We start from the raw sequence: 23,603 nt of genomic DNA, 5'->3' as shown, positions 1-23,603 counted from the left end.
TCCGCCAGAACTGGCTTTAAGTCTTTGCCCGCCTTCCGTAGCCGAGCGCAGGCGAGCCGGGCTATTCCTCCGGTAGCAGTTGGAATCGAGGAAAGGTGGCCCGTAAGCTTCTTGCGCATCGAGCCCTCTCATCTTTCAAACGGGCAATGGCCTGAAACCACATTATTTGGATCGGCCAGAGGATGGCGCAGTTGGTTTGCGCGCGGCTGTCAAGTTTCACAGCACTAGCACGATGCGGTAAGCTGGAGGTCAGCGTTGCCATTGATCTAGATCAATCTTCGACGCTCACACCCATACAACGGCAACGTCGGCACTCGCTACGGCAGCTATTGACGACCAAATCGATGTCGTGTTGTGCGCATCTGACTGTAGGCTCATGCGTTTAGGACTACATCCCGAACAACACGCAGACCATCGCGACTAACAAACTGACAAACCAAACAGTTGAAGCCAAGAACAACCAGTCGCTTCCCGTCATGATGATGAGTGCGTTTAGTATCGCTGCCGTTTTTTGTCTTACTTGCATGGTGCCTCGCGCTCTAGCGGACAATGCCAAGCAAGTCCTGTTATCAGGTGCCAACAAATTGGGAATTTGGGCCAGCCGAGCCGACAGACTCTTTCCGTTCGGCCGGTCGGAAGGCGACACGGCCGACTAAGACGGATAAAAGGGGTCCTGCTTCCTAGCATCGATCAGAAGGACAGTGCAGAAAGTGAACAGCGCCAACGCTCCGTAAGATTACGGCGGGCGGGCCAACTTCGCCTTCCGGATGGTTCGGATCGAGCGTGCGTGATGGCTAAGAACGCTATCGTAGACCTGGGAAGCGATTTCGGGCTGGGGGCCTCAAGAGGGGCGTTTGGAGTCCCCTGTTCGCCCATCGCGTCTGTCGGCGCAGTGCAGGGGCAGGTCTGGAGCCGGGAGTAGAGCCGACGTGATCGCCTCCGGTGCACATCGGCCGCTGAGGTCCGCTGTTAGTGCACAGGGAATTGAGCGCGAGCAAGCTCTGCTGGTCATAGCTCCCGCTTCATCGCCGGATGCTGCCGGTTCTTCAACTTGATCCAGTGCTTGGTCATGTGGCCCCCTTTATTTAGCTTATAGGTCCGGCTGCAATCGAGGTGCACCGCCAGCGCCAACGCGCTCACGGTTTCGGCGGGCCATCGAGAGGCCGTCTTGGCGAGGGTCGGCGATTATTAGGGACGGCTTAGGTCATCAGCGTCGCGAGGGTTCAGGAAGTCTCGGGCCTGAAAAAACCCGAGAAAACTGAGGCTTCCCGACAGTTTCGACACTTCTTTGCACATAACTCCCTAAGCGCGCGCCCGCGCGCGTAGGAAGGACTAGCTCAGGACACCGAAGTGTCGGAAGCGTCGCGCAGGTTCGGTGTCAACCGGGTGTCAACCTTGTCAACCGTGTCAACCTAACTTTTGGAGTGCTCTGGCTAGCGAGACCGAGCGGTGCGAATTACCCGCGGCTGCTCGGGAAGCCGGAGGGACCCGTGAAACAAAAAAGAGGCCGACCGCGACGAAGCGACCGGCCCGCTGGATGCAGCGAGGTCTAGGAAGAAACTCGCCGCATTGAACCCGAGCACAGTCACGCGACACTCTCGAGAAGTTTAAGCGCCGGCGAACGGTAAGAGCATAAGCTGGAGGACCAAGGTGAACAGTCGCTTCGCAAGAGTCGCAATGATGCCGGTGCGATTTTCAGCACTAGCTAAGCACGTGCCTTCGAGAAGTCCTGGTGTGCTGGTTCGTATTCGCCGCGGGGACTGCTGCCTTGTTGCCGATTCCGTCGTGGGCTCAGACAGCTACGCCCCGCCGCGGCGGTGGCCGTCGGTGCTCGGCGCAGCACTCGGACCTGCACTTTTTCTCTCAGTGGATCGATTAGAGCTCTCCGGCGACGCACCGCTGCCGTTTGGGGTGGGTAACTTTCTAACTCTCGCTGCGTCGTCATGGTCGACGGTGACAACAAACAAGTCGAAGGCTTGGAGCATCTAATAAGCTGCGCCCGAGATTTTCACTGGTACTCATGGAGCTTACTTAAGCGTATAGAGAAATGCGGCGATATCGCGCGCGTCCTTCTGCGAGATGCCCATTTTCGGCATGGCGTTGCCGGGCAACGCACGCTGCGGATCTTCGATCCAGTCAGCCATGTTGTCCGGCGAGTTCTGGATATAGCCGGCGATGTAGGTGCGCGTGCCGATCCGGTGCAGAGGCGGGCCGACATTGCCGTCGGCACCAGCAATGCCGGGAATGTCATGACAGGTGCCGCATTGATATTGCTTGACGAGGTCGCTGCCACGGCGCGCATCCCCGGTGAAATTATCGGGGCCGGCGGCCTTGCCCGGCTCGCAGGCAGCGGCAGTCACGGCGAGCAGCGCGACGATTAGCAATCGTGTCGTTGGACGGACCATCGGCTGCTCCGCACTCCATCAGGGCTTTTGGCCGAAGTTGAAGGTCTTGGTGGCAGACCATGGATCGGTCGTCGAGACCTGCTCGCTCGGGACCTGTTCCACCTCAGGCGACAGGGGATTTGCCGAGAAGGTGCGGCCCCATTGCCGGCTTGGCTCGTTGCTGATCTTGCCGATATAGGTCACGAGGTCCCAGATCACGCTGTCGGGCAGCACGCCGCCCCACGCCGGCATGCCATTGGGCCGCCCCTGATAGATCGACAGATAGATGTTCTCGGGCTGGGAGCCGTATGTGAAGAGGTTGTTGCTCAGCGCCGGTCCCATGCCGCCGCCGCCATTCGGAGCATGGCAGCCGACGCAATTGAAATTGACGAAATAGGTCATCCCGCGCTGCTCGGCATTGGGGTCGCCCTGGACCGGGTTCTTGATCACAGGCGGATCCGGCTGTGCGCCCGGGAACAACGTGGTCACGGGGACCTGCATGAATACACTCGGCCTGCCGTTGCCAACGCTGCCGCCGAAGTTCGGCCGCGGCGCCAGCGTCGGCATTTGCGCCTCCTGGGATTGCGGCAGGGTCTGCTGGGCGAGCACTGCGGTGTTCGGCACCACCGCCAGTATTAGCGATAACGCGCTCGCGCGCAGTGGTAAAGCAGACATCACTCGTGTCCTCCCGAGGCCGTCACGCGCTCGTCGAACAGAGGTACGCCGTAGCTCCGCAACAGTGCAGCGATGTCAGATCGATGTGCGTCGATGAACGCGTTCAGCTGGTCGCGCAGTGCGTGGTCCCCCTTGCGAACGCCCATCGAAATGGCGAACTGGAATTGTTGAGGTGCGAAGCGTTCGCCGTCCCGGATCGGGGCGACCGACAGCGGCACCTTGGAATGCGCGGCGAAATAGCCGCCCAGCGGACCCCAGGCGGCGGCGATGTCGATCTCGCCGTGTTCGACCGCCTCGATCAGGCGCGCAGGCGGATCGGCCTGACGATAATCGCCATAGATCGAGTATCCCCGGACATTGTCGACGATTCCGAGCTGGCCAAGCGCCTGCGCTGGCGGCGGGTTGTTGCCGTCGTCGCCGACAAGATGGACGCCGATCGTCAGACGATGCAGGCGGGGGTCGAGCAGGGACGAGAGATCGAGATGCTCGTCCTGGCGGCTCACGAAAACATAGGTCGAGCGATAATAGGGCTTTGTGGTCTCCACAAGCTCATAGCCGGCAGGCACGCCCATCACGACGTCGCATTTGTCGGCCTTCAGCGTGTTGCGGACGAAACCGCGACGCTGTGCCCACCAGGTGTAGGATAGCGACCGCCCCAACGCCTCAGCCACCATCGAGGCGAGCTTGTTCTCGAAGCCCGCATCCGTGTTGTTGGAAAATGGCAGATTGTTCGGATCGGCGCAGACACGAAGCTCGCCATTCGGCGCGGCAGATGCCGGCGAGGCGATCCCGATCGAGCCGGCGAGGGCAAGAGCGAGAGCAACAGTGAGGGCGGCCCAATCACTGCTGAGGCGCATGGCTGCCGTCCTGATTGCTGGTGCCGCCGAGCTTGAACACCAGAAGCTCGCTGCCGCCTGCGGTGTAGAACGGCAAGTCCTGCATGGCACCGGCGAAGCCGAGCGCGCCGTTGCGCACCCGCTGATCGACCTCTGCATTCGCGACCGCGCCAGGCCAGCCGCCGACGCCCGAAAGGATTGCGATGTACTGCTGCCCATCCGAGCCGCGGTAGGAGATCGGTTGGCCGATGAACCCGGAGCCTGCCCGAAACTGCCAAAGCAATTTGCCTGTTTTTGCGTCCACCGCCTTGAACAGGCGGTCCATCGTGCCGTAGAACGCGACATCACCCGCCGTCACCAGCGCGCCGCTCCAGACCGGCAGCTGCTCGTGGATCTCCCAGACCTTTTTGCGCGCGACCGGGTCCCAAGCCATGAACTCGCCGCGATGGCCGCCCGGGCCGGCATACATATCGACATCGGCACCGACATAGGGAGTGCCGGCGATGTAGCCGACCTGCGACGCCTTGAAGTTCATGCAGAGATGCTGATGCGGAACGTACAGAAGCTTGGTGCGCGGTGACCAGGCTGAGGGCTGCCAATCCTTGGCGCCCGGCGCAGTCGGGCAGATATCCTCGACCGTCTTGCCGACCAGCGGGGTCTTCTCCTCATTGGGGATGATCTTGCCGGTCTTGAGGTCGACACCCTTATAGGCATTCACGAACTCATAGGCGTCCGCCGAGATCACCTCGCCGGTGGCCCGATCCATGACGTACATGTAGCCGTTGCGCCCGGGGTGGATCAGCACCTTGCGCGGCTGGCCGTTCAGTTCGAGGTCGACCAGCACATTTTCATTGATTTCATCATGGTCGAACAGATCGTGCGGATTGACCTGATACGCCCATTTCGCGTTCCCGTTGTCGGGATCCCGCGCGAAGATGGTGGTGCTCCAGAGATTGTCGCCGCTACGCTGGTTCGCATTCCACGGGCTGGGATTGGCGGTGCCGTAATAGATCAGGTTGAGATCGGCGTCATAGGAGATCCATCCCCACATGGTGCCGCCGCCGACCTGCCATCGATCGGCAGGCCAGGTCTTGACGCCGAGATCCTTGCCTTTGAGGTTGTCGTAGAACGGCTTGAAGTCCTCGCCGATCAAGACGTCCTTGTCGGGGCCGGTGGCATAGGCGCGCCAGGCTATGGCTCCGGTGTTCTCGTCGAGTGCGGTGACCCAGCCGCGCACGCCCAGCTCACCGCCGCTGTTGCCGATGAGCACCTTGCCCTTCACGACGACGGGCGCCATCGTGATGGTCTCGCCCTTGTTGATCTCACCCAGTTTTGTGTGCCAGAGCTCCTTGCCAGTCTTGGCATCGAGTGCGACCGAGTGGTTGTCCAGCGTGTTGAGGAAGATCTTACCGTTGTCGAAAGCGAGCCCGCGATTGACAACGTCGCAGCAGGCAACGCCTGCCGCGGCGGGTTCAGGCTTCGGTGCATACGACCATTTCAGCTCGCCCGTCGTCGCATCCAGCGCGAACACGCGGTTCGGGTACGGGCCCGCATAGGGGCTGACCACATACATGGTACCGTCGACGACGAGAGGTGCCGCTTCCTGACCGCGATCGACCCCCACGGAGAACGTCCAGGCGAGCCGCAGGCCTGAGGCGTTGCTGGGGTTGATCTGGTCGAGCTCGCTATAACGGGTGTTGGCGTAGTCGCGCGCAGCCATCGGCCATTGGCCAGGATCCTTCATGCGGCTGGCGAGATCAGTCTGCGCAAGGCTTGGTGAAAGCAACGCAAGGCTCACGCAGAGCGTACTCGGTATTCCCCACAGCAACCGCCTGAGGCCGAACATTAACATAAGTGAAGATCTCCACGGCATTGAGGAGGCCGTGCCGCGTTGCAGGCCGGATTGCAGAACGTACAAACGTTGCGGGCGTGCTTGGTTCCTGAGTGCTCGAGAGGGAGCTATCTCACGACATTTCCCGATACGCCCGCGCCGAGGTCGACGGCAATCTGATCCTCCTTGCCATTGCACTTGGGATGACCGAAACCCGACGGGCTTTTGCCGTCCGGACCGATGTCGTAGATGATCGCATCTTTCATGTTCGGGCTGACGCCGGCCGGAACGTGATCGAGGCCGAGGAAGTGGCGCACGCGCCAGGCCACATTGTGATCCGCACAGGAGCTGTCGCCACTGACGCCGAGCGCGCCGGCGATGCCGTTTCCGTCGTAAAGCGCCAGCCCGCCTCCGAACACGATCGTGCCGCCGACCGGCTTGCCAACCATCGGATCATGAGCGGTGCCGAATTCGTCCGGTGTGCCCGCGTAAATGACCTCAGGAGATGGCGGGTTACCGAGAGCCGCACCGAACAGGAAGCCGCCGGGCTGGGCGCCCGCGTAGAGATTGGCGGTCGCCATCGCCTTGTCCTTCAGGCTGAAGGCGTTCGCCGTGTTGGCCTTTTCGGCGGCGATGGCGCGGCTGCCGAGCCATTGCTCGTCGACCTTGCTGCCGCTGTAGGCTACGGCACAAACCACGCCTTGCCGGTTCACGACAGCAGCCCACTCGTTGTTGTCGAGGCCGCCATTGCTGGGACCGCCGCCGGGCTTGACGCTCTTCTTCAAGATGTCCGCGAGCTGATCATGGTCGACCGGACACGTGATTCCTGTGCGCGGCTGATCTTGCGCGCTTGCGCCTTGCAGCGTCGCAAGGGCGGCCGCGATGATAACGGTCGCTCGGACGGTTGGTTTGCCCATATGGCCTCCACGCGATGGTCGAGAGTCAACTGGCGAACGTTGCATCACAGCTGCGGTTCCTATGTTCGCCCTGAGTCCATGATTCAGCCGGCGTGCCGGGCCACCGGCACGGAGGAGCGCGCAGGAATCGTGATGAGCCACCGATAGGCGAAGAACAGCGCAGCGCCGGTGTAGAGCATCCCCATGGGCACCCACATCAAAATGCCCGCGAGCTGCTGATCCTCCAGGGGAGACAAGTCGAACTCGCCGGCAAGCGCGCCTTGGCCCGGAATCCATGTGCGCGTCGACAGCGTCAACAGCGCTCCGAGCAAACCGGAATGAAGGACAGTGACGAACAGGCAAGCGATCGCGATGCCGTCCCGCAGCCGCAGGCTGCGTCCGACGCCGCGGCCATGGAAAAGCACCCACCAGAACAACAGCGCGGTGGCAAAGAAGCTGATGTGCTGAAGGCGGTGGATAGCAGTACTTTCCAGCGCCCATGCATAGAGCGGCGGCGCATGCCAAGCCCAGAGCGCCAAACCATGCAGGGCCGTCGCGCTGACAGGATGGCTGACGGCAGCCCAGGGCTTGGCTACCATTGGCCAATTCAGGAAGCGACCTGCAGCCGGACGCAGCGAGGCGGGCAAGCTCCACATAACCGGCCCGTTGATCCGCGCGTAGGCCATCAGCGGCGCGCCGACCACCATCAGCAATTCGTGCTCGATCATATGCGCGGTGAACAGGCGCTCGCCGAGCCAATGCAGCGGCGAGGTGAGGGCGAGCGCGACGATCAGCCAGCCGGTCCAGAAGGCGCCGACCTGACGGAAGCTGACGCCGCGGCCGCCGCCGGCATGGCGCCAGAGCCGTTGTGTGCCGATGTAGAAGGAAATACCAACGACGTAGAGCGGCGCCAGGAGCCAGGGATCGGAGCTCCAGAGCGAGCCTGTGTCGACCTCGGAGATGCCGTGCGCTGACGCAGGCGTTGCCAGCAGGCCGAGCAGGATTGCCAAGAGGCTCAGCGCAGGCATGGGCTGATCAACAGCGAGGCCGCGAGCTGGTCCGCGATGACCAGCGCGAACAGAACGCCGGAGCCGACGCCGAGCCAGGCCATGAACGTCCGGGGGCCACCGCCATGCGCATCGCTCCATTCCGCACCGGCGCCACGACGGACGGCACGGGCGGATATCGCGGTGCCGGCCAGGGCGATGCCGGCGAGCACCGCGCTCATGATCGCACCGCTGAACCTGGTCGACTCGCACGAGAAATGCGCGAGCGTGTAGATCCCCTGCAGGTTGATACCCCAAGCCAGGGGGCCGAGCGCGACGCCGGTCCAATAAAGCAGTTTCGTATGTCGTTCCGTATCGGTCATAGGCGTGGTACCCAGTCGAGCAGCGCGTAGAGCGGCAGCCAGGCCAGCACGACGAAGTTCCAGTAAAACACGTTGTCGGTGACGTCGCTGAACCTGCGTGGCTTCGCGTGCCGCGTGAACATCAACACCGTCAGCACCACGGTGTCGCCGAGATCGGTGACGAGATGTGTCGTGTGCAGCCCGAGGATCAGCCAGACGATCGATCCGTAGGCGGAATTGTCCCAGCGCGTGTTGAGATGGGCGAATTCGAACCCGCGCAACACCAGCAGGGCGATACCGATCAGCGACATCACGATCAAGCCTGTGCGTACCCTGGCAAGATCCTGCCGGTGCGCCGCGCGGTTGGTCATCTCGTTGGGGATGACGCTGAGGAGATAGACGATGACCTCGGCCGTGCCCGGCCAGAGATCGGGCGGGGTAGCGCCAATCGGCCAGTTGGGGTTGACGGCGTAGAGATAAAGGTAGGCGCCGATGGCGAGGGCGAACCCCATGCCCTCCAGCGCCATGAAGCCCATGGCGCCCCACCACGGACCGCTTCGGGGACCGTAACCATACGTCGGCAAGTCGCCGACATTGCGGACGATGGTCTGCCTCACTCCTCGTCCTCCTTGTGGCCGGCGGGCCAGAACCAGCCGATCAAGGCGACCGCCATTGGTGGGGTGCCCCACAGCACGGCCCACGGCGTAAAGATCGAGCCGATGAAGAAGACGGTCGTCGCGATGGCTGTCAACAGAGGCCAGATGCTCGGTTCGGGAGACGCCTCGCGGACCTGCGGCTCTGCTTCGGCGAGCGACGTCAGCAGCACCTCACGGCGTTCCACACTCAGACCTCCGACCACCGGCATGCTCTCAGTGTCGAACCACAGGGGATCGCGATGCTTGACGACAGGAATGCGGTCAAAATTCTGCGGCGGCGGGGGTGAGGATGTCGCCCATTCCAGAGTCGAAGCATCCCAGGGATTGTCTCCCGCCAGCGTGCCGCTGCGAAGACTCTGGATCACGTTGACGAGCAGCAGCGCGAAGCTGAGCGCGAATATGAGGGCGCCGCCGCTGGAGAGTAGGTTCAAATGCGCCCAGTCCATATCCGCGGTGTAAGTGTAGACGCGCCGCGGCATCCCGATCAGTCCGAGGATGTGCATCGGGAAGAATGCGACGTTGAAGCCGACAAAGGCGAGCCAGAAATTCCAGCGTCCCAGCCTCTCGCTGAGCATCCGGCCGGAGATCTTAGGAAACCAATAATAAACGGCGCCGATCAGCGGGAAGACGGCGCCGCCGATTAGGACATAATGGAAGTGGGCGACGACGAAATAGGTGTCATGCACCTGGGTGTCGATCGGTACCGAGGCGACCATCACGCCCGACAATCCACCCATGACGAAGATCACGATGAATCCGATCACGAACAGAAGCGGCGTGCGGTAGACCGGGCGACCATCCCAGAGCGTGGCCAGCCAGCAGAAGATCTGCAGGCCGCTGGGCACCGCGATCAGCATGCTGGAGGCCGTGAACAGGCCGGCGCCGAGCTGCGGCAAGCCCGTGACAAACATGTGGTGGACCCACAGGCCGAACGACAGGAAGCCCGTTGCGATCAGCGAGAGGATGACGACAGGGTAGCCGACTACGGGACGTCGGGCAAACGTTGCGAGGATCGCCGAGACCATGCCAGTGCCGGGGATGAAGATGATGTAGACCTCGGGATGGCCGAAAAACCAGAACAGATGCTGCCAGAGCAGGGGATGCCCGCCCGACGAGGAATCGTAAAAGCGCGTGTTGACGAGGCGGTCGAGGATCAGCGAGGTCGATGCGACCATGATGGATGGCATGGCGAACATCACCAGGAAGCTGGTGACCAGCATCGCCCAGACGAAGAGGGGAATACGGTCGAGCGTCATGCCGGGCGCGCGCTGCTTGAAGACGGTCACGACGATCTCGACGGAGACCGCAAGCGCAGCCACTTCAGTGAAGGTGATCATTTGCGCCCAGACGTCGGGCCGTTTGGTCGGTGTGTACTGCAACGAGGACAGCGGGACATAGGCGAACCAGCCGACATCCGGCCCCACGTTAAGGGCGAAGGACATCCAGAGGAAGCAGCCTCCGAACAAGAACATCCAGTAGCTGAAGGCGTTCAGACGTGGGAAAGCGATGTTCCGGGTTCCAACCATCAGCGGCACGAGGTAGACGGCGAAGGCCTCCATCACAGGCACGGCGAACAGGAACATCATCGTCGAGCCGTGCATGGTGAAGATCTGGTTGTACTTGTCCGCCGAGAGAAACGTGCTCTCGGGTTTGGCAAGTTGGACGCGCATGAGCACCGCGAGAATTCCGCCGAGCAGCAGAAATGCGAATGCCGTGACGATGTAGCGGCGTCCCACGACCTTATGATCTACCGACATCAGCGCGCCGAAAAAGCCGGATGGCGTGCGCCAGATGCCCTCCATGCGCGTCGAAAGCTGAAGGCCTCAGCGCGTCATCACGCAACTCGCGTTGCTCGGCCACCATGCTCACTTGAGCTGCTCCAGATAATGAATGAGCGCGATAAGCTCGCCCGACTGCAGCGGCATCCTCGGCATGTTATTTCCGGGCTTGATGTGCTGGGGATCGGCAATCCAGGCGCCGAGGGTTGCCGAGGACATCGGCAGCGTTCCGGCTGCGACCGTCGTCCGGCTGCCGATATGCGTGAGATCTGGGCCGAGCTGGCCGCCGGCGAGCGTGCCGCGGATCGTATGGCAGAGCGCGCAGCCTCTTGCGCGAAACAGCTGCTCGCCCTGCTTGCCGAGCGGGTCGGTCGGGCTGGTGGCGCTCTGGTTTTCATGATCCCGCCAGCGCCCGTACTCATCGGGCGATAAAGCGAAGACGGCGAAGGCCATATGGGCGTGCTGAAGGCCGCAGAACTCAGCACACTGGCCGCGATAGACGCCGGCGTTTTTCGCGGTGAATTGAAGCTCGTTCTTCTGCCCTGTGATCAGATCCATCTTTCCGGTCAGGCTCGGCACCCAGAAGCTGTGGATCACGTCGGCGGATTCAAGCTCGACTTTCACCGGCTGGCCGGTCGGAATGCGGATTTCGTTCGCGGTAACGAAGCTCTGATGGGGGCTATCGTCCTCGTAACGAACTTCCCACCACCATTGATGCCCGATGATCTTGAGGGTGAGCGCATGCTCATCCTTGGCGAACACGGTGCGCTGGCCAGCGTAGCTGACGATCGAGAGACCGAGCACGATGATGAGGGTGGCGAGCCCCAACCCGAAGACGACGTGACCGCTGGTCCGTTCAAAGCCCTGGTGCAGCGCGAGGGGCTGGTCGGCCGAGCGCTTTCGGCGCAGCAGGCCGACGCACAGCACGACGACGACTGCGGTCCAGACGACGGCTGCGACAATCAGGAAGATGAACAAAGTCTGGAGAATGTGGTTGGATTGAAGTCCCTGCGGGTCGAGCGCCGACTGCCGGCCGGCGCAAGCGGCCAGCGGCAACGTCGCAAATGGCACCAGAGCCGTTCGCATCCGGACAGGCATCAATGTTTGCCGTGCTCCCCTGTTTTGGGAGCGAACCGGGCAAACCTTTGAAGGTTCCTATTCGTCGTCGGAGCGGTTGGCGGAGTTGGAGCCGCCCAGCTCCGGAATATCGGCGAGCGCGGAGGCTCAGGTTGCGGATGGACAATGATCCGCAACTGGCTCCAGTGGGCGACGGCAAAGGCGATGATGAATTGCAGGCCGATCAAAATAACAAATCCGACCAGTGACTGTGCAACACGGATGTTGCCGGATAGGACCCTGTTCGCGAAAGTGGAGCCGAGCGCGACGGCGACCATCAGGTCGAAGGCGTCCCATTCGCCAGAGTCTTGGGGCCTGCGATGGGGAGCATGATGACGAGGCGACATAGGTGATCGTAGTGCCGATGGCGGTTCGCAGGATCGGTGCCCAACCCTGGAAGATGATGTGCCCAACTTCAGCCCGACTAGAACGGCCATCCTCTGGCCGCGATGAAGATGGCCGCGTCGGCTGCTGCCATCAGTGCCAGCACGAGGAGGACGGCGGTGATCGCGCCGGGCTGCATGATCGCACGCAGGTTTTCAAGCATTCGTCGTCCTCGCCTTGATGGCCCTGCCGGTCGTCGCCGCGACGTTGCAAAGCTTTGCGTTCCGGGCCGGCCGGCCAAGCTCCTGGGAGCGCGGTTGCCACCACAACGCTATTGCCCAATTGTGAACTCCGGCTAGATAAGCGTGAATGCAAGCGCGTGGCGGTGGTTCCTAATCCTGCTCGGGATCCGCCGTCCGCCCAGAGGAGGGCTTCGTTGAAGATTGGAGTGATTTCGGACACGCATGGCCTGCTCAGGCCGGAGGTGGCGTCCTACCTCGCCGGCGTGTCGCATATCATTCATGCCGGCGATATCGGTGCCGAGCGAATCCTCGATGAGTTACGCCGGATCGCGCCGGTGACGGCCGTCCGTGGCAATGTCGACGTCGGCGCCTGGGCATACGACTACCCCGAGACAACGACCGTTCGTCTAGGCGGACATGACTTTTATGTCTTGCATGATCTGAAGGAGCTGGTCGCGAAGCCCGCGCCCAGCGGGATCAATGCAGTGATCTGTGGTCACTCGCATCGGGCGGGCGTGAGGGTGGTCGACAACGTCCTTTATCTCAATCCGGGCAGCGCCGGGCCGAGGCGCTTCAGGCTGCCGGTCACGCTTGCGACCGTCGAGATCGGCGAGGGGGGCGAGCTTCGGCCGATCGTCCACACGCTCGATTGATATGATTGAAATCTCGGTCCGGCGGCCAGCCGTGGTTGGTGCGCGATGTCGGCTGTTGGCCCCATTGCTGGCTGACGTCCGCTCCGGATTCTGATAAGTCCGCTAAGCGGATCAATTCAAACGTCGACCTTTGACCGACTTCTTCCAGGGCGCAAACCGGACATGCTGTCGAACCCGGACGTCTCAGAAGAGCAAAAAAAGAAGATCTAATAGTTCTTCGCGGCGCGATAGAAAGCTTCGACCTTCGCCCAGTCTTTTGAGTGAGTGCCCTCGCGGTCGGTCTTCGTTTTCGAGTCAACGCCGGCAGGTTGGACCGATCGGATGGCCTCTTCGACATTGTCCGGTCCGAGGCCACCAGCGAGTATTACCGGGGTGTGAACGGTCTCGACAATCGTTCGACTGATGCTCCAGTCATGCGTCACGCCCTGCGCACCGATTTGGATATCGCCTATTCGGTGACTATCAAGTAGGATCCACTCAACAATTCCATCATAAGTGCGCGCCACGCGTACCGCCACGGGTCCCGTCACAGGTACGCTGCGCATGAATTTGAGTGTTGGCAGAGTCTTTCGTAGCGCCACGACATGATCAGGCGTAAGCAATTCGTTGGAAGCGCCGAGATGCACGATCTGGGGATTAAGCTCCCTGGCCATCCGTTCGATGAGATCGACATCGGCCGAGAGGAACAGCGCTGAAAGTACAGACGGCGCCCGGATTGCTTTCATAACAGCAGCTGCTTTGTGAACCGGAAGCTCGCGAGGGAAGGAACCATCGCCGACAAGCACGCCGACATGATCCACACCAATTGAGGATATTGCTTCGGCTTCGGCGGGCGTCGCGACTTCGTAGATTTGCGTCAGCATTGTTCTACACCAGCTCCCTGGACCACTCGCCGTGGGCGGAACCTCTCGCGGTTCGTGCAGTCGACTAGGCGCCTGCCAAGGGGTCGCGCACATTGACGCGCCCCCCGTCTGGCTTGCTGACGTAGAGATGGCTCTCCAGTACGGATTGCATGTTCTCAAACATAGCGTAGAGATCGTCGCAATAGACCGAAGGATTATCGTAACCGCTCTTTTTGGAGAAACGATGCGGAAGATAGCCTCCCCCGCAGGCGTCCATGAACTTGCATTGCCGACACTTCGCGCAAAGATTGATTGAGGCATCGCGCGCGGCTTTCCAGCGAGGCTCGTTCCTGACCTCGTCGATCGCATGATCGAAGATGTTGAACGTGGTGCTCGTGAAGCCGTCACCTGCAATCCGCAGCACATCGTGCGCCTCCACGGTGCCATCGGTCATGACGGTGCAAAGTTCGACAGGTTTGTGGCCCACGCCCTCGGTCGGCGAATTGTTGCTAAGCAAGGCAGTGATCATGTCGGAAATGATGCGAATATTGGTCGTCGACGTTGTACGATTGGCCTCCAGCCACAAGTCGAACAGACCCTTGTAGAACGCGGCAATGGATGGCGGTTTCTCATCGACCGTCGCGTCGGGGATCATGATGTCGTAGTTGGAGATTCCACACGCAGCGAAAAAATCAACATAATGCTGCGGCGCGTGGGCGGGATTGCAGACTGCCAAGGCAATTACGCCAATCTTGCGCGATACCAGCATTCGAGCGGCACGTTCCACAGCGGCGTGGGTACCCGTTCCCTGAAACGTTCTGCGATGAATGTCATGAATGTGTGCTGGCCCATCCAGACTGATCGCAACCGAAATGTTGCGGGCCTCGAAGCAGGCCAGCCATCCCTCATCAATCAACACGCCGTTGGTCGTGACCGCGATGGGTAATTCGCAGCCCGTCCGCGATGAAATAGCCTCACAGGCCTCGGCAAAGCGATGGAAATTCTCGACGCCCCACAGCAGCGGTTCGCCGCCGTGCAGAATGATGGGAAAATCGACGAGGGAGTACCTGACGACGTGCTCCTCGATGCGCTGCAGCAATTGATGCTGCACGTCAGAACTCATCAGCTTCGGCTTGCTATAAACGGACGTGTCGCGGAACCAGTAGCAATAGGAGCAATCGATGTTACATCTCGTCGCAACCTTGACCAGCAACTGCGCAATCGGCAGATCCTGGAAGGCAGCAAAATCTGAACCGTCAGCCGACATGCCGATACCGAGGCGGGCTGGAAGAAACCTATCTAATACCCTCGAACGAATCCCCCGCGGCGGAACGCGCCCGCGCCCGGGGCGTACGCTGCCCTGCGAAAGGCGCCTGCATTAGCCCCTTTAGCAAAACCCCCTCGTCTGAACGCGGCTTGGGTCGCCACAGGTTCGTCGGAGACAACGCCTTGCTCCGCACTCTGTCCGCGCAGATCGTTCAGCAATGCGTCGATACCCTGATGGTCGCTTTGGATTGTTGCACCTGGCCCATGCAATTGTATGAGGCTGGCCAAAACCTTCAGCGTCGTAATCGGCATGGTTATGCTCCTCATTTTCGCGGCGGTGCAGGGATCGAGCGAAAGGCCGGTGCGTTGGACCGGCTGAGCGGTGGCAAAGTATACCTTTTATATTGAAGTGGCAACGTGGTCGGCCGGGCGATATGCCCGCCTAGGGCAACTTCCGGACATGCTCACGCGCAACGGCAAAAGCAACGTTGATGCAAATCAATCGTTCAAATTGACGCGTCAGATCGGCGAGGCGTGAGCGTGGCTGGAGAGATACGCTCGGACTGATGGTAATTCACTGTACCTCCGCTATTTTGTATCGAGCCGCATTTCTTTAGCGGCGATCTCGAAACGAGGTTTTGCATGACCTCTCAGTCTTGGATCAGGCGGCTCTGCGCGCCGCTCATCGCTTTAATGTAGACCGTCGGGCCGTTGGTTTCGTCGGTATGCGCTGTTGAGGTTGCTCGAAAGGTTGGCGTGGTGTCCTTTGGCCTTTTCGGCGATCAAGGCGTGTTTAGAGCGGAGGCGACTGGCGCAGCTCAGGTCGTAGCGGGCCGTTTCGAGGCCGGCGCGATCAACGTACAGTACAATTCGAAGAAGGGCGGAACAGCAACGATCGAAGCCTTGGCTAGGTCTTTGCAGGATGCAGCCAACCGCCTGGATGCCGAGAAAGACATTCTCTTTCTGATTCTCACATCCCATGGCTCTCCCGAGGGCCTGGCAATCAAGGCGGGGCGGCTCACGCAAACGCTGACCCCCTCTCGTCTCGCTGGCATACTCGCGAGGACTGGTGTGCGATACAAGGTGGTGGTCATCTCGGCTTGCTATTCCGGGGTCTTCATCCCACGTCTCGCGAACCCCGATGTGCTGGTCATCACCGCGGCCGATGCCGATCATCCGTCGTTCGGCTGTCAGGATAAGGCGAAGTGGACCTATTTCGGGGATGCCTTTTTTCAACGTCGCGCTCCGGCGAGCCGTAAGCCTGAAGGATGCGTTTCTCGATGCGCGCTTGCTCGTCCGTAAACGAGAACTGCGGGAGCACTTCGAGCCGTCGAATCCTCTGATGGCCGGCGGTGCAAACGTGCAGCCATTGCTTGTTGCACGCCCTTGAACGACCGGCCGCGAGCGCCTGGTCCGAGACGAAGATTCGGTGAGCCCAGCTTATAGAGCCCGGCCCGCACAGCGGGCGCGCTAGGCAATTGCTAGCCTACAGGAGCAGATGATGCGGAACTTGCTTCCGCCCAGAACTCGGTCATTGGCCGGCTTCTTCCATAACTTTCAATACGCGAATCACCATTGCAGCTGGATATTTCAAGCCGCGCCGCACGACCTGATTGAACGGACGAGTTATAAACTGACTCTTCTTTGGGGCCGGAATGTCGCCAGTGAGCCAAAAGCAGAAAATCCGCGGGCTGCGCGAGTGTGGACGGCTCCTGGTTGGCAAGGAGAATCTTCACTTTGCGGCGTTGGTCGGAGCGGCCATGTGTTCGGCCTGTTTGCGCGGTTCACGTGACCGCTGGCCATAATGCCCTCCGCGGATCAGGTCCCGATCAAAAGCACGCATTCGAAGATGCCATGGCCCATGTGGGTTGTCCTGATCGCCGGATCGACCGGCGCTGCATTAAGTGCTGTTCGCCCTTCCAACCGTTACGTCACACCGGCATGTCCGGCGTGATCTCGTTTACGCCGTGAGAGCGGCGGGTTCCTTGTAGCGTTCGTTCCTGGCCATCATCGCCCATGCCATCCTGGCAAGTTTGTTGGCGAGCGCGATGGCGGCGACCTTGGTAGGTCGCCGCGCCAGCAATGCGGTGAGCCAGGGCCGGTGCCCCGTGCCAGGGATCTTTGCATAGCGGATCACGGCGAGTGCGCCTGCCGTGAACAGGCTGCGCAAATAGCGATCGCCCTGCTTGCTGATACTGCCAAGCTTGTCCTTGCCTCCGCTCGAGTTCTGCTTTGGCACGAGCCCAATCCACGCCGAGAAGTCCCGACCCGATCGGAAGGCCTTGGCATCGGCAACGCTCGCGACCAGCGCTGTTGCCAGCGCCGGCCCGACGCCGGGGATCGCGTCCAGCCGTTTGCTCGTCGCGCTTGATCGATGCCAGGCGATGATGCGTCGGTCGAACTCCAGGATTTGGGCCTTCAGCGTCCGCAATTGACTGCCGAGAGCAGCAAGACATGCGCGGGCCGCCTCCGGGAGCCGGTGGTCAGCTGTATCGGCGACGACTTCCAGCAGTTGCTCGACACCTCGGCGACCGACCGGGGCGACAATCCCGAACTCGGCAAGATAGGCGCGGATTGAATTGATGACGGCAGTCTGCTGGCGGATGAAGAGATGGCGCGCGCGATGAAGCATCAGACAGCTCTGTTGCTCGACCGTCTTGGTCGGCACGAACCGCATGTTGGGTCTCGTGACCGCCTCGCAAATCGCCTCCGCGTCCGAGGTGTCGTTCTTCTGCCGCTTGACGTAGGGCTTCACATAGGCCGGAGGCATCAACCGCACGGTATGCCCCAACGCCTGCAGTTCGCGGGACCAGTAGTGGGATGACGCGCAAGCCTCGATCCCCACCAGGCACGGCGGCAACTTCTCAAAGAACGACAGCATGAAACGGCGCTTGAGCTGGCGGCGGATCACCACCTGACCGGCTGCATCGACGCCATGCACTTGAAAGACCGACTTCGCGATATCCAGACCAATCGTCGAAATTGATTGCATAGGCTGCTCCTCCGAATCGTGGGAGCCTCAAACGGCGCCCCATCCTTGGCACTCTCGTGCCCGTGGAGGAGCCGTCCACAGCATCAATAGCGGACCTTAAGGCCGGAGAGCAGACGTTGGGACAATCAGGCCATGACGTCTGTCCACGCTTAGGCCAATTCGGCCAAGCGTGAACGAGTCCCTTTGATCAGACGGTCGGGACGGTGCCGCCGTCGATAACAAACTCAGCACCGTGGATCGAGGCAGCGCGATCCGAGGCCAAGTAGGCGATGAGGTCGGCGACCTCGAAGGGTTCGGCGCCGCGACCTATGGAAATGCCACCAAGTCCGGCCAGTACCAGTTGGCGCGCGTCCTCGATAGTGCCACCGTTGGCGGCTTGGATGCGCTTGAGAAATACATCGGTCCCCTCAGTCATGATCCAGCCGGGCGAGACGACGTTGACCCTCACGCCCTTGGGACCCAGCTCCTTGGAGATGGACTTGCTGTAAGTCCGGAGCGCAGCCTTGGCGCTCGCGTAGGCGGTGGTCGCGTCGGGAAGCGGCAGGACCGACTGGATCGAGGTGACATGCACCACCGCGCCGCTGCCCCGCTCGATCATCTGCGGAATCAGGAGCCGGTCGAGACGGACTGTGGCCAGGAGGTTCAAGTTGAGCTCGGACAGCCAATGATCGTCCGTCAGCGCGACGAAGCCGCCGCCCGGCGTGGCCGAGCCCCCCAGCACATGGGCCAGGATGTCGACGCCGCCCAGACGCTCGACCGCCGCTTTGGCCAGGCTTGCCCCGCCCTCAGCCGTCGTCAGATCCTCCTTAACAGATTCGACGCCATCGATGAGCTCTAGGTCTCCGCGGGCGGCCGTGATCACCCGAGCGCCGCCGGCCAGAAAGCGGTCGACGGTGGCGCGGCCGAGACCTTTGGTGCCGCCGGTGATGAGAACGCGCTTGCCTGCAAACTCTGTCGGATCAGCTGCGATGTTCATGCCGTGATCTCCAGGGCTTTGATGGCGTCATTTGCGAGTGTAAAGCGGTAGGTGAAGCGGATCGGGCTGCCCTTGAAGTCTCCATGGGCTGGGCCTTCGACCACGACCTGACCGTCCTCGTGGCGAACGGTATCCGGCGTGAAGATCGCCTTGACCGGGATCACCGCTTCTTCGAACAAGGCGCGCATGCCCGCGTAGCCCTCGTGACGGCGTCCATCAGCAAAAAGGACCGCGTCGCGCGTGAAGGGACTCAGCATTTCGTCCACATCGAGACGGGCGTTCGCGGCCACATACGCGGCAATCGGAGATGGAAGTTCGAGCGTCATTGTTCTTGTCCTGCTTGCTGCGGTCGCAGCCGCGTCGGCTGCAAAGTGTGGTTGCAGGCCGAGATAGCGGTAGACAGATCGTGCGATAATCAGGACAGTTCGGGATGTCTCATCACGAAAGCCGGGATAATCGTGCAAAGTAGCCTGACGGAATTAGACGCAGTTCTCATGGTCGCGCGCAGGGGGAAGTTTCGCACGGCTGCGCTCGAGCTCGGGGTTTCAACGACCGCGCTCAGCAACGCGGTCGGAAAGCTCGAGCGCACGCTCGGCGTACGGCTCTTCAACCGGACGACGCGGAGTGTCTCGTTGACGGAGGCAGGTCAGCGGTTCGTCGCGCAAGTTGCTCCGGCCGTGCAGGACATTCGTGAGGCGATGGAGGTTGCACGCTCTCAACAGGCCACCCCATCAGGCACGTTGCGCATCAACGCCTTTCCGACAGCGGCGCGGGAGATCTTCACTTCGCTCGTCCTACCGTTCCTGCGCGTCTATCCTGAGGTCCACATCGACATCGTCACAGAAGGTCGCCTGGTGGACATTGTCGCGGGCGGCTTCGACCTCGGCGTCCGTAGCTCAGACCTTGTACCGGCCGACATGATCGCACTCCCATTGGGGGCCGCGCGGCGCAATGTTGTGGTCGGAACACCGAGCTATTTGAGAGCGCACGGGACGCCCCTGATCCCTCAGGATCTCGCCGAGCATTCCTGTCTACGCGTCCGGCTTCCCGATGGTGCAATCTACCGCTGGCCGTTCGAGAAGGACCGACAATCAGTCCATATTGACGTTGAGGGTCCCATCACCCTCGACGAAGCGAGCCTCGCGCGCACCGCGGCCCTCGCTTCCGTCGGTCTCACCCTGGCGATGGAGTCCGACGTGCGAGACGACATCGAAGCAGGTCGCCTTGTGCCCGTGCTCGAGGATTGGACGCCGATTCTGCCGCCGTTGAGCCTTTACTATCCGAGCCGACGCAACCCGACCGCCGGGTTCAAGGCGTTCGTCGATTTCGCGCGGCGCCAAAGTGGGGCCAGCATTACCCGCCACCGCCCACAGGGCCGAAAGCGCCAGTAACGGACATCGAGCGCTGTAAATTCAACGTCCGTTATGGGTCAGACTGCGAAGAACCCAAGTTGAGCATATCTGGTCCGCTCTGCCGCGATGAGCGGACCTCCATCATCAGACGGGGCGCAACTTCGCGGACAGGCCAAGAAGCCGATGTTTCTCAGCAATCAGCGATGCTGTTAATGCTTCTCCATGAAAGACAGCACCGCTTGGTCATAGGCGGTGGGATTCTCTGACGAGACGGTATGGGAGCTTGCCGGTATCTGCACTCTCTCACGGTTGGGCAGGCACACTTCGAGCTGATCGACAATCCGATGGAAGAAGCGTGGGCTGCGTTCGCCATTGGACAACAGCGTGGGTGCTGTGATCATCTTCGCCATATCGCAGGAAAAAGCCGCGCGCGGCCGCTTCGTGGTCGCATCGGCTTGATAAGATGCAACATTGTCCAGATTCATTTTCTTGTCTGCGTCAGAACGGCGTTCGTAGTTGCCTGGGCCGCCTACGCCATCTACGAAGAGAGGGATACCCCGCTGCACGTCGCCCGCCTTGAGAGCTTCCCTGACGGCAGCCAAGCGTCCACCGAACTCCCGCAAAATGTCTGCGCCGTCTGGCGTGCCGTTGAGAAGGCCGACTGCGGGCGGCTCGTTAAGTGCAAGACTGATGACCATATCCGGGTGTGTAGCCGCGAAGAAAAGGACCGCATGCGCGCCCGATGAATGCGCCACGATCCTTGCCTTTGAATATCCCAAAGCACTCACGAGGGCGGCTAAGTCCTCGCCATGCACATTCGCCGCGCCATCCGGCATGCCGTCCGGGCTTCGTTCATTCGGGTAATTGTTCCGACGACTGTAAGCAATTGCGCGATATCGGGCTGCGAACTTTGCAAGCTGCTCGCTCCACATTCGGTAGTCTTGCAAACCGCCGTGGACAAGTATGACGGGCTCGCCCTGTCCTGCTTCAACGTAGGCGATTTCATACCCGTTGACGGAGACCCGCTTGACTTCGTTAGCCGTGGCCAAACTGCCAAAAAACGAGACAACTGAAACGAGAGCAAAGAAGGCTTTTAAGGACATTTGCGACCTCACGAGTTCAATCGCAGAGAACTGTGCCTTTTCGGTACTCTATACGCTCCCGGCCAAATTGTCTCCTATGGGTCAAAGGCTGCCCTCGGCAGTCAGCACGACCTTGGTCAGGTCATCTCTGGGAAGCGGACATCGCCGCGCTCAGGGCTGAGGTCAGCCAAGGGCCAGAAGCGGTCATGCCGCTCTACGGGTCGTGGCGTACTTCTATTCCCACCTGATCCGCACAAAATCGTGACCCCTCGTCGAACGCCCCGCGCGTGGCAGCGGGCAAGGTCGGCAACGGGCCAACTGCGGGACTTGGACGCCGCTTTATCTTGTAAGGCGTGGAGAAATTTGCACGGCGCCTGTGTGTCAATTCATTGAGCGGTCAAGCCTGCCGTTGATTGCTCACGCATGACTGGGGGTGGATTCCACTTGCCGGTGAGGGCCTCTGACTTAGGGGCGTACAAACGCATCAGCAGGTTGAACGCGCCTTTCGGAGCGGGAAGCCAGTTGGCCTCCTTGTCTGCGCCGGGACTTTCGCTCTGGAAGTACAGATCGAGTGATCCATCCGCGTTGTACTTCAGGGGCATCCAACTACTGAGATTGAACCGATTGAGCGGGTTCGCCACCTGGAGGCCTTCGGCGTCGTACAGCGTAATCGACCAGAATGCATACGCTGGCGGCGTACTCATCTTGTCAAAGCTAAGCGTGTATTTGTTCGCTCCGTCGAGAGGTCTGCCCCTGTCGTCGGCCAGGTTGATCGGGTATATGGCATCCTCTGGGAGGTTCGCGCCGAGCCCGACCTGGGTGACGATGGCGCGCTTCAGATAGTAGTTGCCGTAGACGCCCATGGTGTCGGTGTTCATCGACCAACCGTTAACGACGCGAGCGAGCGTCGGTATCTTCCATGCCATCAGTTTCTGGGCTTCCTCGGGGACACCTGCGAAAGCTTTGCGAATCGTGGGGTCGAGCCCCTGAATATCAAAGCTCTTGCCGGGCTCGAAGCCGACCTTTTTCAATTGGGCGATGATAGGCTGATCGGTGATATGCGGGGGAATTGTTTTGAGAAGCTCGGCAGCGTAGGCAAAGTATTTTTCCGCCGACATCGTGTCCACTTGAACCTTGGGCGGCGTCTTGACTGTGCGAGGTTGGCCATGTCGACTTCGGCGTTGCGCAGCTCGACCTGGCGGGACTCCCACTCGCGCCATCCGCTCAGCGCCAGAATGGCCACGCAGGCAAGCGCCACGAATACCGCCGCCCACAACGGGAAGCGAGCTTTCTCGACTTCGCGGCGGCTGCTTGGCATCTGACGTGGCTCCCTTTCGTGCAGGATCCCATGCACGCGTTAATGGCGGTTGTAGCCACGGCAGGATGCGGCGAGCGGGTAAGCGTTGTCTCATTGCGGTGTCTGGGATCTTACGCGTCATGGTGATCGTCCGTTAACCAGGTGCAACCGCGCCGCGAGAAGCGGGTTGAGTGGCTATGGAAGACGAGAAGACCCGATTGCTCGCGGAGGCCCAGAAGTGCCGGCGCCTGGCGGCCTCGATCAACGATCCGGACGTCGCTGCGCGGCTCAACGCGCTGGCCGACGAATACGAACGGCGTGCCAACGCTTCACAAGCCGCCAAGGGCGGGAACGGGTGAACTCCCGTCAGGCCTCGCCCGACGCGGGTAGGGCCGTGCCCGGTGGGACGATTCGCAGCGGCGGCAATGGACGCTCGCTCGACCGGGACACCGGTGAAGGCTTGCCGCCGTTGGCGTCGTATCGCTCCGCCAGTGCCAGCAATCGCCTTCGGGTAAATGGGTCGGCTCTTCCGGCGAGTTCGCGCACGCGATGCGCCACCGTCCGGTAGAATTTCTGCTCCAGCGCCATGACCCGTCACCCTACCAACGCTACCGAAGCGTGAAGTTGAGTAAATCGGCCGACTCCGCGAGCGAAATTCCTGGATTGTATTGCAGCGACAGCACCAGCGTCCCTTCATTGAAGGGGGGAAGAAAACTGCGGGGCATCGGAAGCCGGCGTGCATTCGCCCCGGCGCAGCGTAGAGCTGAGCGTAATGAACCCGGGCCGGCTCCGGAAAATTGGCCGGATTGGTCCGCGCGGCAAAGTCCACCGAGGCAACCTGCTTCAGCAGGATCGGCTGCTCTCCGCGGGTGACGACGACGGTGTTGCGAAGGTCCTCAACAACCTGCAACTGATCGCCGCCCTCATTCGCCTGGATATCCGCAATCAAAGCAGCGCCGAGCGGGCCGCGCTGGATCGGCTGGCCGGACGCATAGATTCGTTGGCGATTCTCTACAGGGTCAGATCGCGGACCCTCGCAGCCTTTGGGAAGGGATTG

20 protein-coding genes and 1 pseudogene are annotated in these 23,603 nt (G+C 61.1%); 3 read left to right on the top strand and 18 right to left on the bottom strand.

Annotated features, from left to right (window positions below; genetic code table 11):
• Nucleotides 1–2,027: 2,027 nt before the first annotated feature.
• From GA0061098_RS33095 to GA0061098_RS47055, 11 genes are all read right to left on the bottom strand, one after another.
• Complete coding sequence (locus GA0061098_RS33095; RefSeq protein ID WP_091965616.1) at nucleotides 2,028–2,405, bottom strand: c-type cytochrome; 378 nt, start codon at nucleotides 2,403–2,405, stop codon at nucleotides 2,028–2,030.
• A gap of 18 nt (nucleotides 2,406–2,423) precedes the next feature.
• A complete protein-coding gene (locus GA0061098_RS33090; RefSeq protein ID WP_091965615.1) occupies nucleotides 2,424–3,059 on the bottom strand; it encodes a c-type cytochrome in 636 nt (211 codons plus the stop codon).
• A complete protein-coding gene (locus tag GA0061098_RS33085; protein WP_091965614.1) occupies nucleotides 3,059–3,916 on the bottom strand; it encodes a substrate-binding domain-containing protein in 858 nt (285 codons plus the stop codon). Before GA0061098_RS33085 ends, GA0061098_RS33090 begins: the two co-directional genes overlap by 1 nt.
• Nucleotides 3,900–5,747: a methanol/ethanol family PQQ-dependent dehydrogenase gene (locus GA0061098_RS33080; protein WP_091965613.1), complete on the bottom strand. Its 1,848-nt coding sequence runs from the start codon at nucleotides 5,745–5,747 to the stop codon at nucleotides 3,900–3,902. The genes GA0061098_RS33085 and GA0061098_RS33080 overlap by 17 nt, the downstream gene beginning before the upstream one ends.
• Nucleotides 5,748–5,854: 107 nt before the next feature.
• The gene (locus GA0061098_RS33075; RefSeq protein ID WP_091965612.1) at nucleotides 5,855–6,643 is read right to left on the bottom strand and encodes a GlcG/HbpS family heme-binding protein; all 789 of its coding nucleotides are present in this window, start codon (nucleotides 6,641–6,643) and stop codon (nucleotides 5,855–5,857) included.
• An 83-nt stretch (nucleotides 6,644–6,726) separates the two neighbouring features.
• A complete protein-coding gene (locus GA0061098_RS33070; RefSeq protein ID WP_091965611.1) occupies nucleotides 6,727–7,650 on the bottom strand; it encodes a cytochrome c oxidase assembly protein in 924 nt (307 codons plus the stop codon).
• Complete coding sequence (locus GA0061098_RS33065) at nucleotides 7,638–7,991, bottom strand: hypothetical protein (RefSeq protein WP_091965610.1); 354 nt, start codon at nucleotides 7,989–7,991, stop codon at nucleotides 7,638–7,640. The genes GA0061098_RS33070 and GA0061098_RS33065 overlap by 13 nt, the downstream gene beginning before the upstream one ends.
• Nucleotides 7,988–8,587 (bottom strand): cytochrome c oxidase subunit 3, encoded by a 600-nt coding sequence (locus GA0061098_RS33060; protein WP_091965609.1) that lies wholly within the window; start codon nucleotides 8,585–8,587, stop codon nucleotides 7,988–7,990. The genes GA0061098_RS33065 and GA0061098_RS33060 overlap by 4 nt, the downstream gene beginning before the upstream one ends.
• Nucleotides 8,584–10,428, bottom strand: a complete 1,845-nt coding sequence (gene ctaD, locus GA0061098_RS33055) for a cytochrome c oxidase subunit I (RefSeq protein ID WP_430649284.1) — start codon at nucleotides 10,426–10,428, stop codon at nucleotides 8,584–8,586. The genes GA0061098_RS33060 and ctaD overlap by 4 nt, the downstream gene beginning before the upstream one ends.
• Nucleotides 10,429–10,491: 63 nt before the next feature.
• Nucleotides 10,492–11,490, bottom strand: coding sequence for a cytochrome c oxidase subunit II (gene coxB / locus GA0061098_RS33050; RefSeq protein WP_245323759.1), 999 nt, complete (start codon nucleotides 11,488–11,490; stop codon nucleotides 10,492–10,494).
• Nucleotides 11,491–11,944: 454 nt separating this feature from the next.
• Nucleotides 11,945–12,067, bottom strand: coding sequence for a hypothetical protein (locus GA0061098_RS47055; RefSeq protein WP_283808019.1), 123 nt, complete (start codon nucleotides 12,065–12,067; stop codon nucleotides 11,945–11,947).
• A 213-nt stretch (nucleotides 12,068–12,280) separates the two neighbouring features.
• Between GA0061098_RS47055 and GA0061098_RS33040 the strand changes: the two genes are divergently transcribed.
• Nucleotides 12,281–12,739 carry a metallophosphoesterase family protein gene (locus GA0061098_RS33040; RefSeq protein WP_245323755.1) on the top strand — a complete coding sequence of 153 codons (459 nt, stop codon included), beginning with the start codon at nucleotides 12,281–12,283 and terminating at the stop codon, nucleotides 12,737–12,739.
• A 206-nt stretch (nucleotides 12,740–12,945) separates the two neighbouring features.
• On the opposite strand, the gene GA0061098_RS33035 is transcribed toward GA0061098_RS33040, so the two are convergent.
• Nucleotides 12,946–13,602, bottom strand: a complete 657-nt coding sequence (locus GA0061098_RS33035; protein WP_245323754.1) for a phosphoribosylanthranilate isomerase — start codon at nucleotides 13,600–13,602, stop codon at nucleotides 12,946–12,948.
• 64 nt (nucleotides 13,603–13,666) lie between these two features.
• Nucleotides 13,667–14,848, bottom strand: coding sequence for a radical SAM protein (locus GA0061098_RS33030; protein ID WP_091965604.1), 1,182 nt, complete (start codon nucleotides 14,846–14,848; stop codon nucleotides 13,667–13,669).
• Between the two features lie 755 nt (nucleotides 14,849–15,603).
• On the opposite strand from GA0061098_RS33030, the gene GA0061098_RS33020 reads away from it, so the two are divergent.
• Nucleotides 15,604–16,149, top strand: a complete 546-nt coding sequence (locus GA0061098_RS33020; protein WP_245323751.1) for a C13 family peptidase — start codon at nucleotides 15,604–15,606, stop codon at nucleotides 16,147–16,149.
• A gap of 658 nt (nucleotides 16,150–16,807) precedes the next feature.
• Here the strand turns inward: GA0061098_RS33020 and GA0061098_RS33015 are convergent.
• The 3 genes from GA0061098_RS33015 to GA0061098_RS33005 form a co-directional block, all read right to left on the bottom strand.
• Nucleotides 16,808–17,839 carry an IS110 family RNA-guided transposase gene (locus tag GA0061098_RS33015; RefSeq protein WP_091965603.1) on the bottom strand — a complete coding sequence of 344 codons (1,032 nt, stop codon included), beginning with the start codon at nucleotides 17,837–17,839 and terminating at the stop codon, nucleotides 16,808–16,810.
• A gap of 187 nt (nucleotides 17,840–18,026) precedes the next feature.
• Nucleotides 18,027–18,815, bottom strand: coding sequence for an SDR family oxidoreductase (locus GA0061098_RS33010; RefSeq protein WP_091965602.1), 789 nt, complete (start codon nucleotides 18,813–18,815; stop codon nucleotides 18,027–18,029).
• The gene (locus GA0061098_RS33005) at nucleotides 18,812–19,141 is read right to left on the bottom strand and encodes a nuclear transport factor 2 family protein (protein WP_091965601.1); all 330 of its coding nucleotides are present in this window, start codon (nucleotides 19,139–19,141) and stop codon (nucleotides 18,812–18,814) included. Before GA0061098_RS33005 ends, GA0061098_RS33010 begins: the two co-directional genes overlap by 4 nt.
• 132 nt (nucleotides 19,142–19,273) lie before the next feature.
• Between GA0061098_RS33005 and GA0061098_RS33000 the strand changes: the two genes are divergently transcribed.
• Nucleotides 19,274–20,206 (top strand): LysR family transcriptional regulator, encoded by a 933-nt coding sequence (locus GA0061098_RS33000; RefSeq protein ID WP_430649283.1) that lies wholly within the window; start codon nucleotides 19,274–19,276, stop codon nucleotides 20,204–20,206.
• 170 nt (nucleotides 20,207–20,376) lie between these two features.
• Here GA0061098_RS33000 and GA0061098_RS32995 read toward each other — a convergent pair whose 3' ends face one another.
• The gene (locus GA0061098_RS32995) at nucleotides 20,377–21,270 is read right to left on the bottom strand and encodes an alpha/beta fold hydrolase (protein ID WP_091965600.1); all 894 of its coding nucleotides are present in this window, start codon (nucleotides 21,268–21,270) and stop codon (nucleotides 20,377–20,379) included.
• A gap of 365 nt (nucleotides 21,271–21,635) precedes the next feature.
• A pseudogene (locus GA0061098_RS32990) lies at nucleotides 21,636–22,400 on the bottom strand (DUF1254 domain-containing protein); the annotation flags it as partial.
• Between the last annotated feature and the right edge of the window lie 1,203 nt (nucleotides 22,401–23,603).

Source organism: Bradyrhizobium shewense, from assembly GCF_900094605.1.
In the GTDB taxonomy this organism is placed as follows: Bacteria; Pseudomonadota; Alphaproteobacteria; order Rhizobiales; family Xanthobacteraceae; genus Bradyrhizobium; species Bradyrhizobium shewense.
The sequence above is the reverse complement of the archived record's forward strand: the minus strand, read 5'-3'. Positions and strand labels throughout refer to the sequence as shown.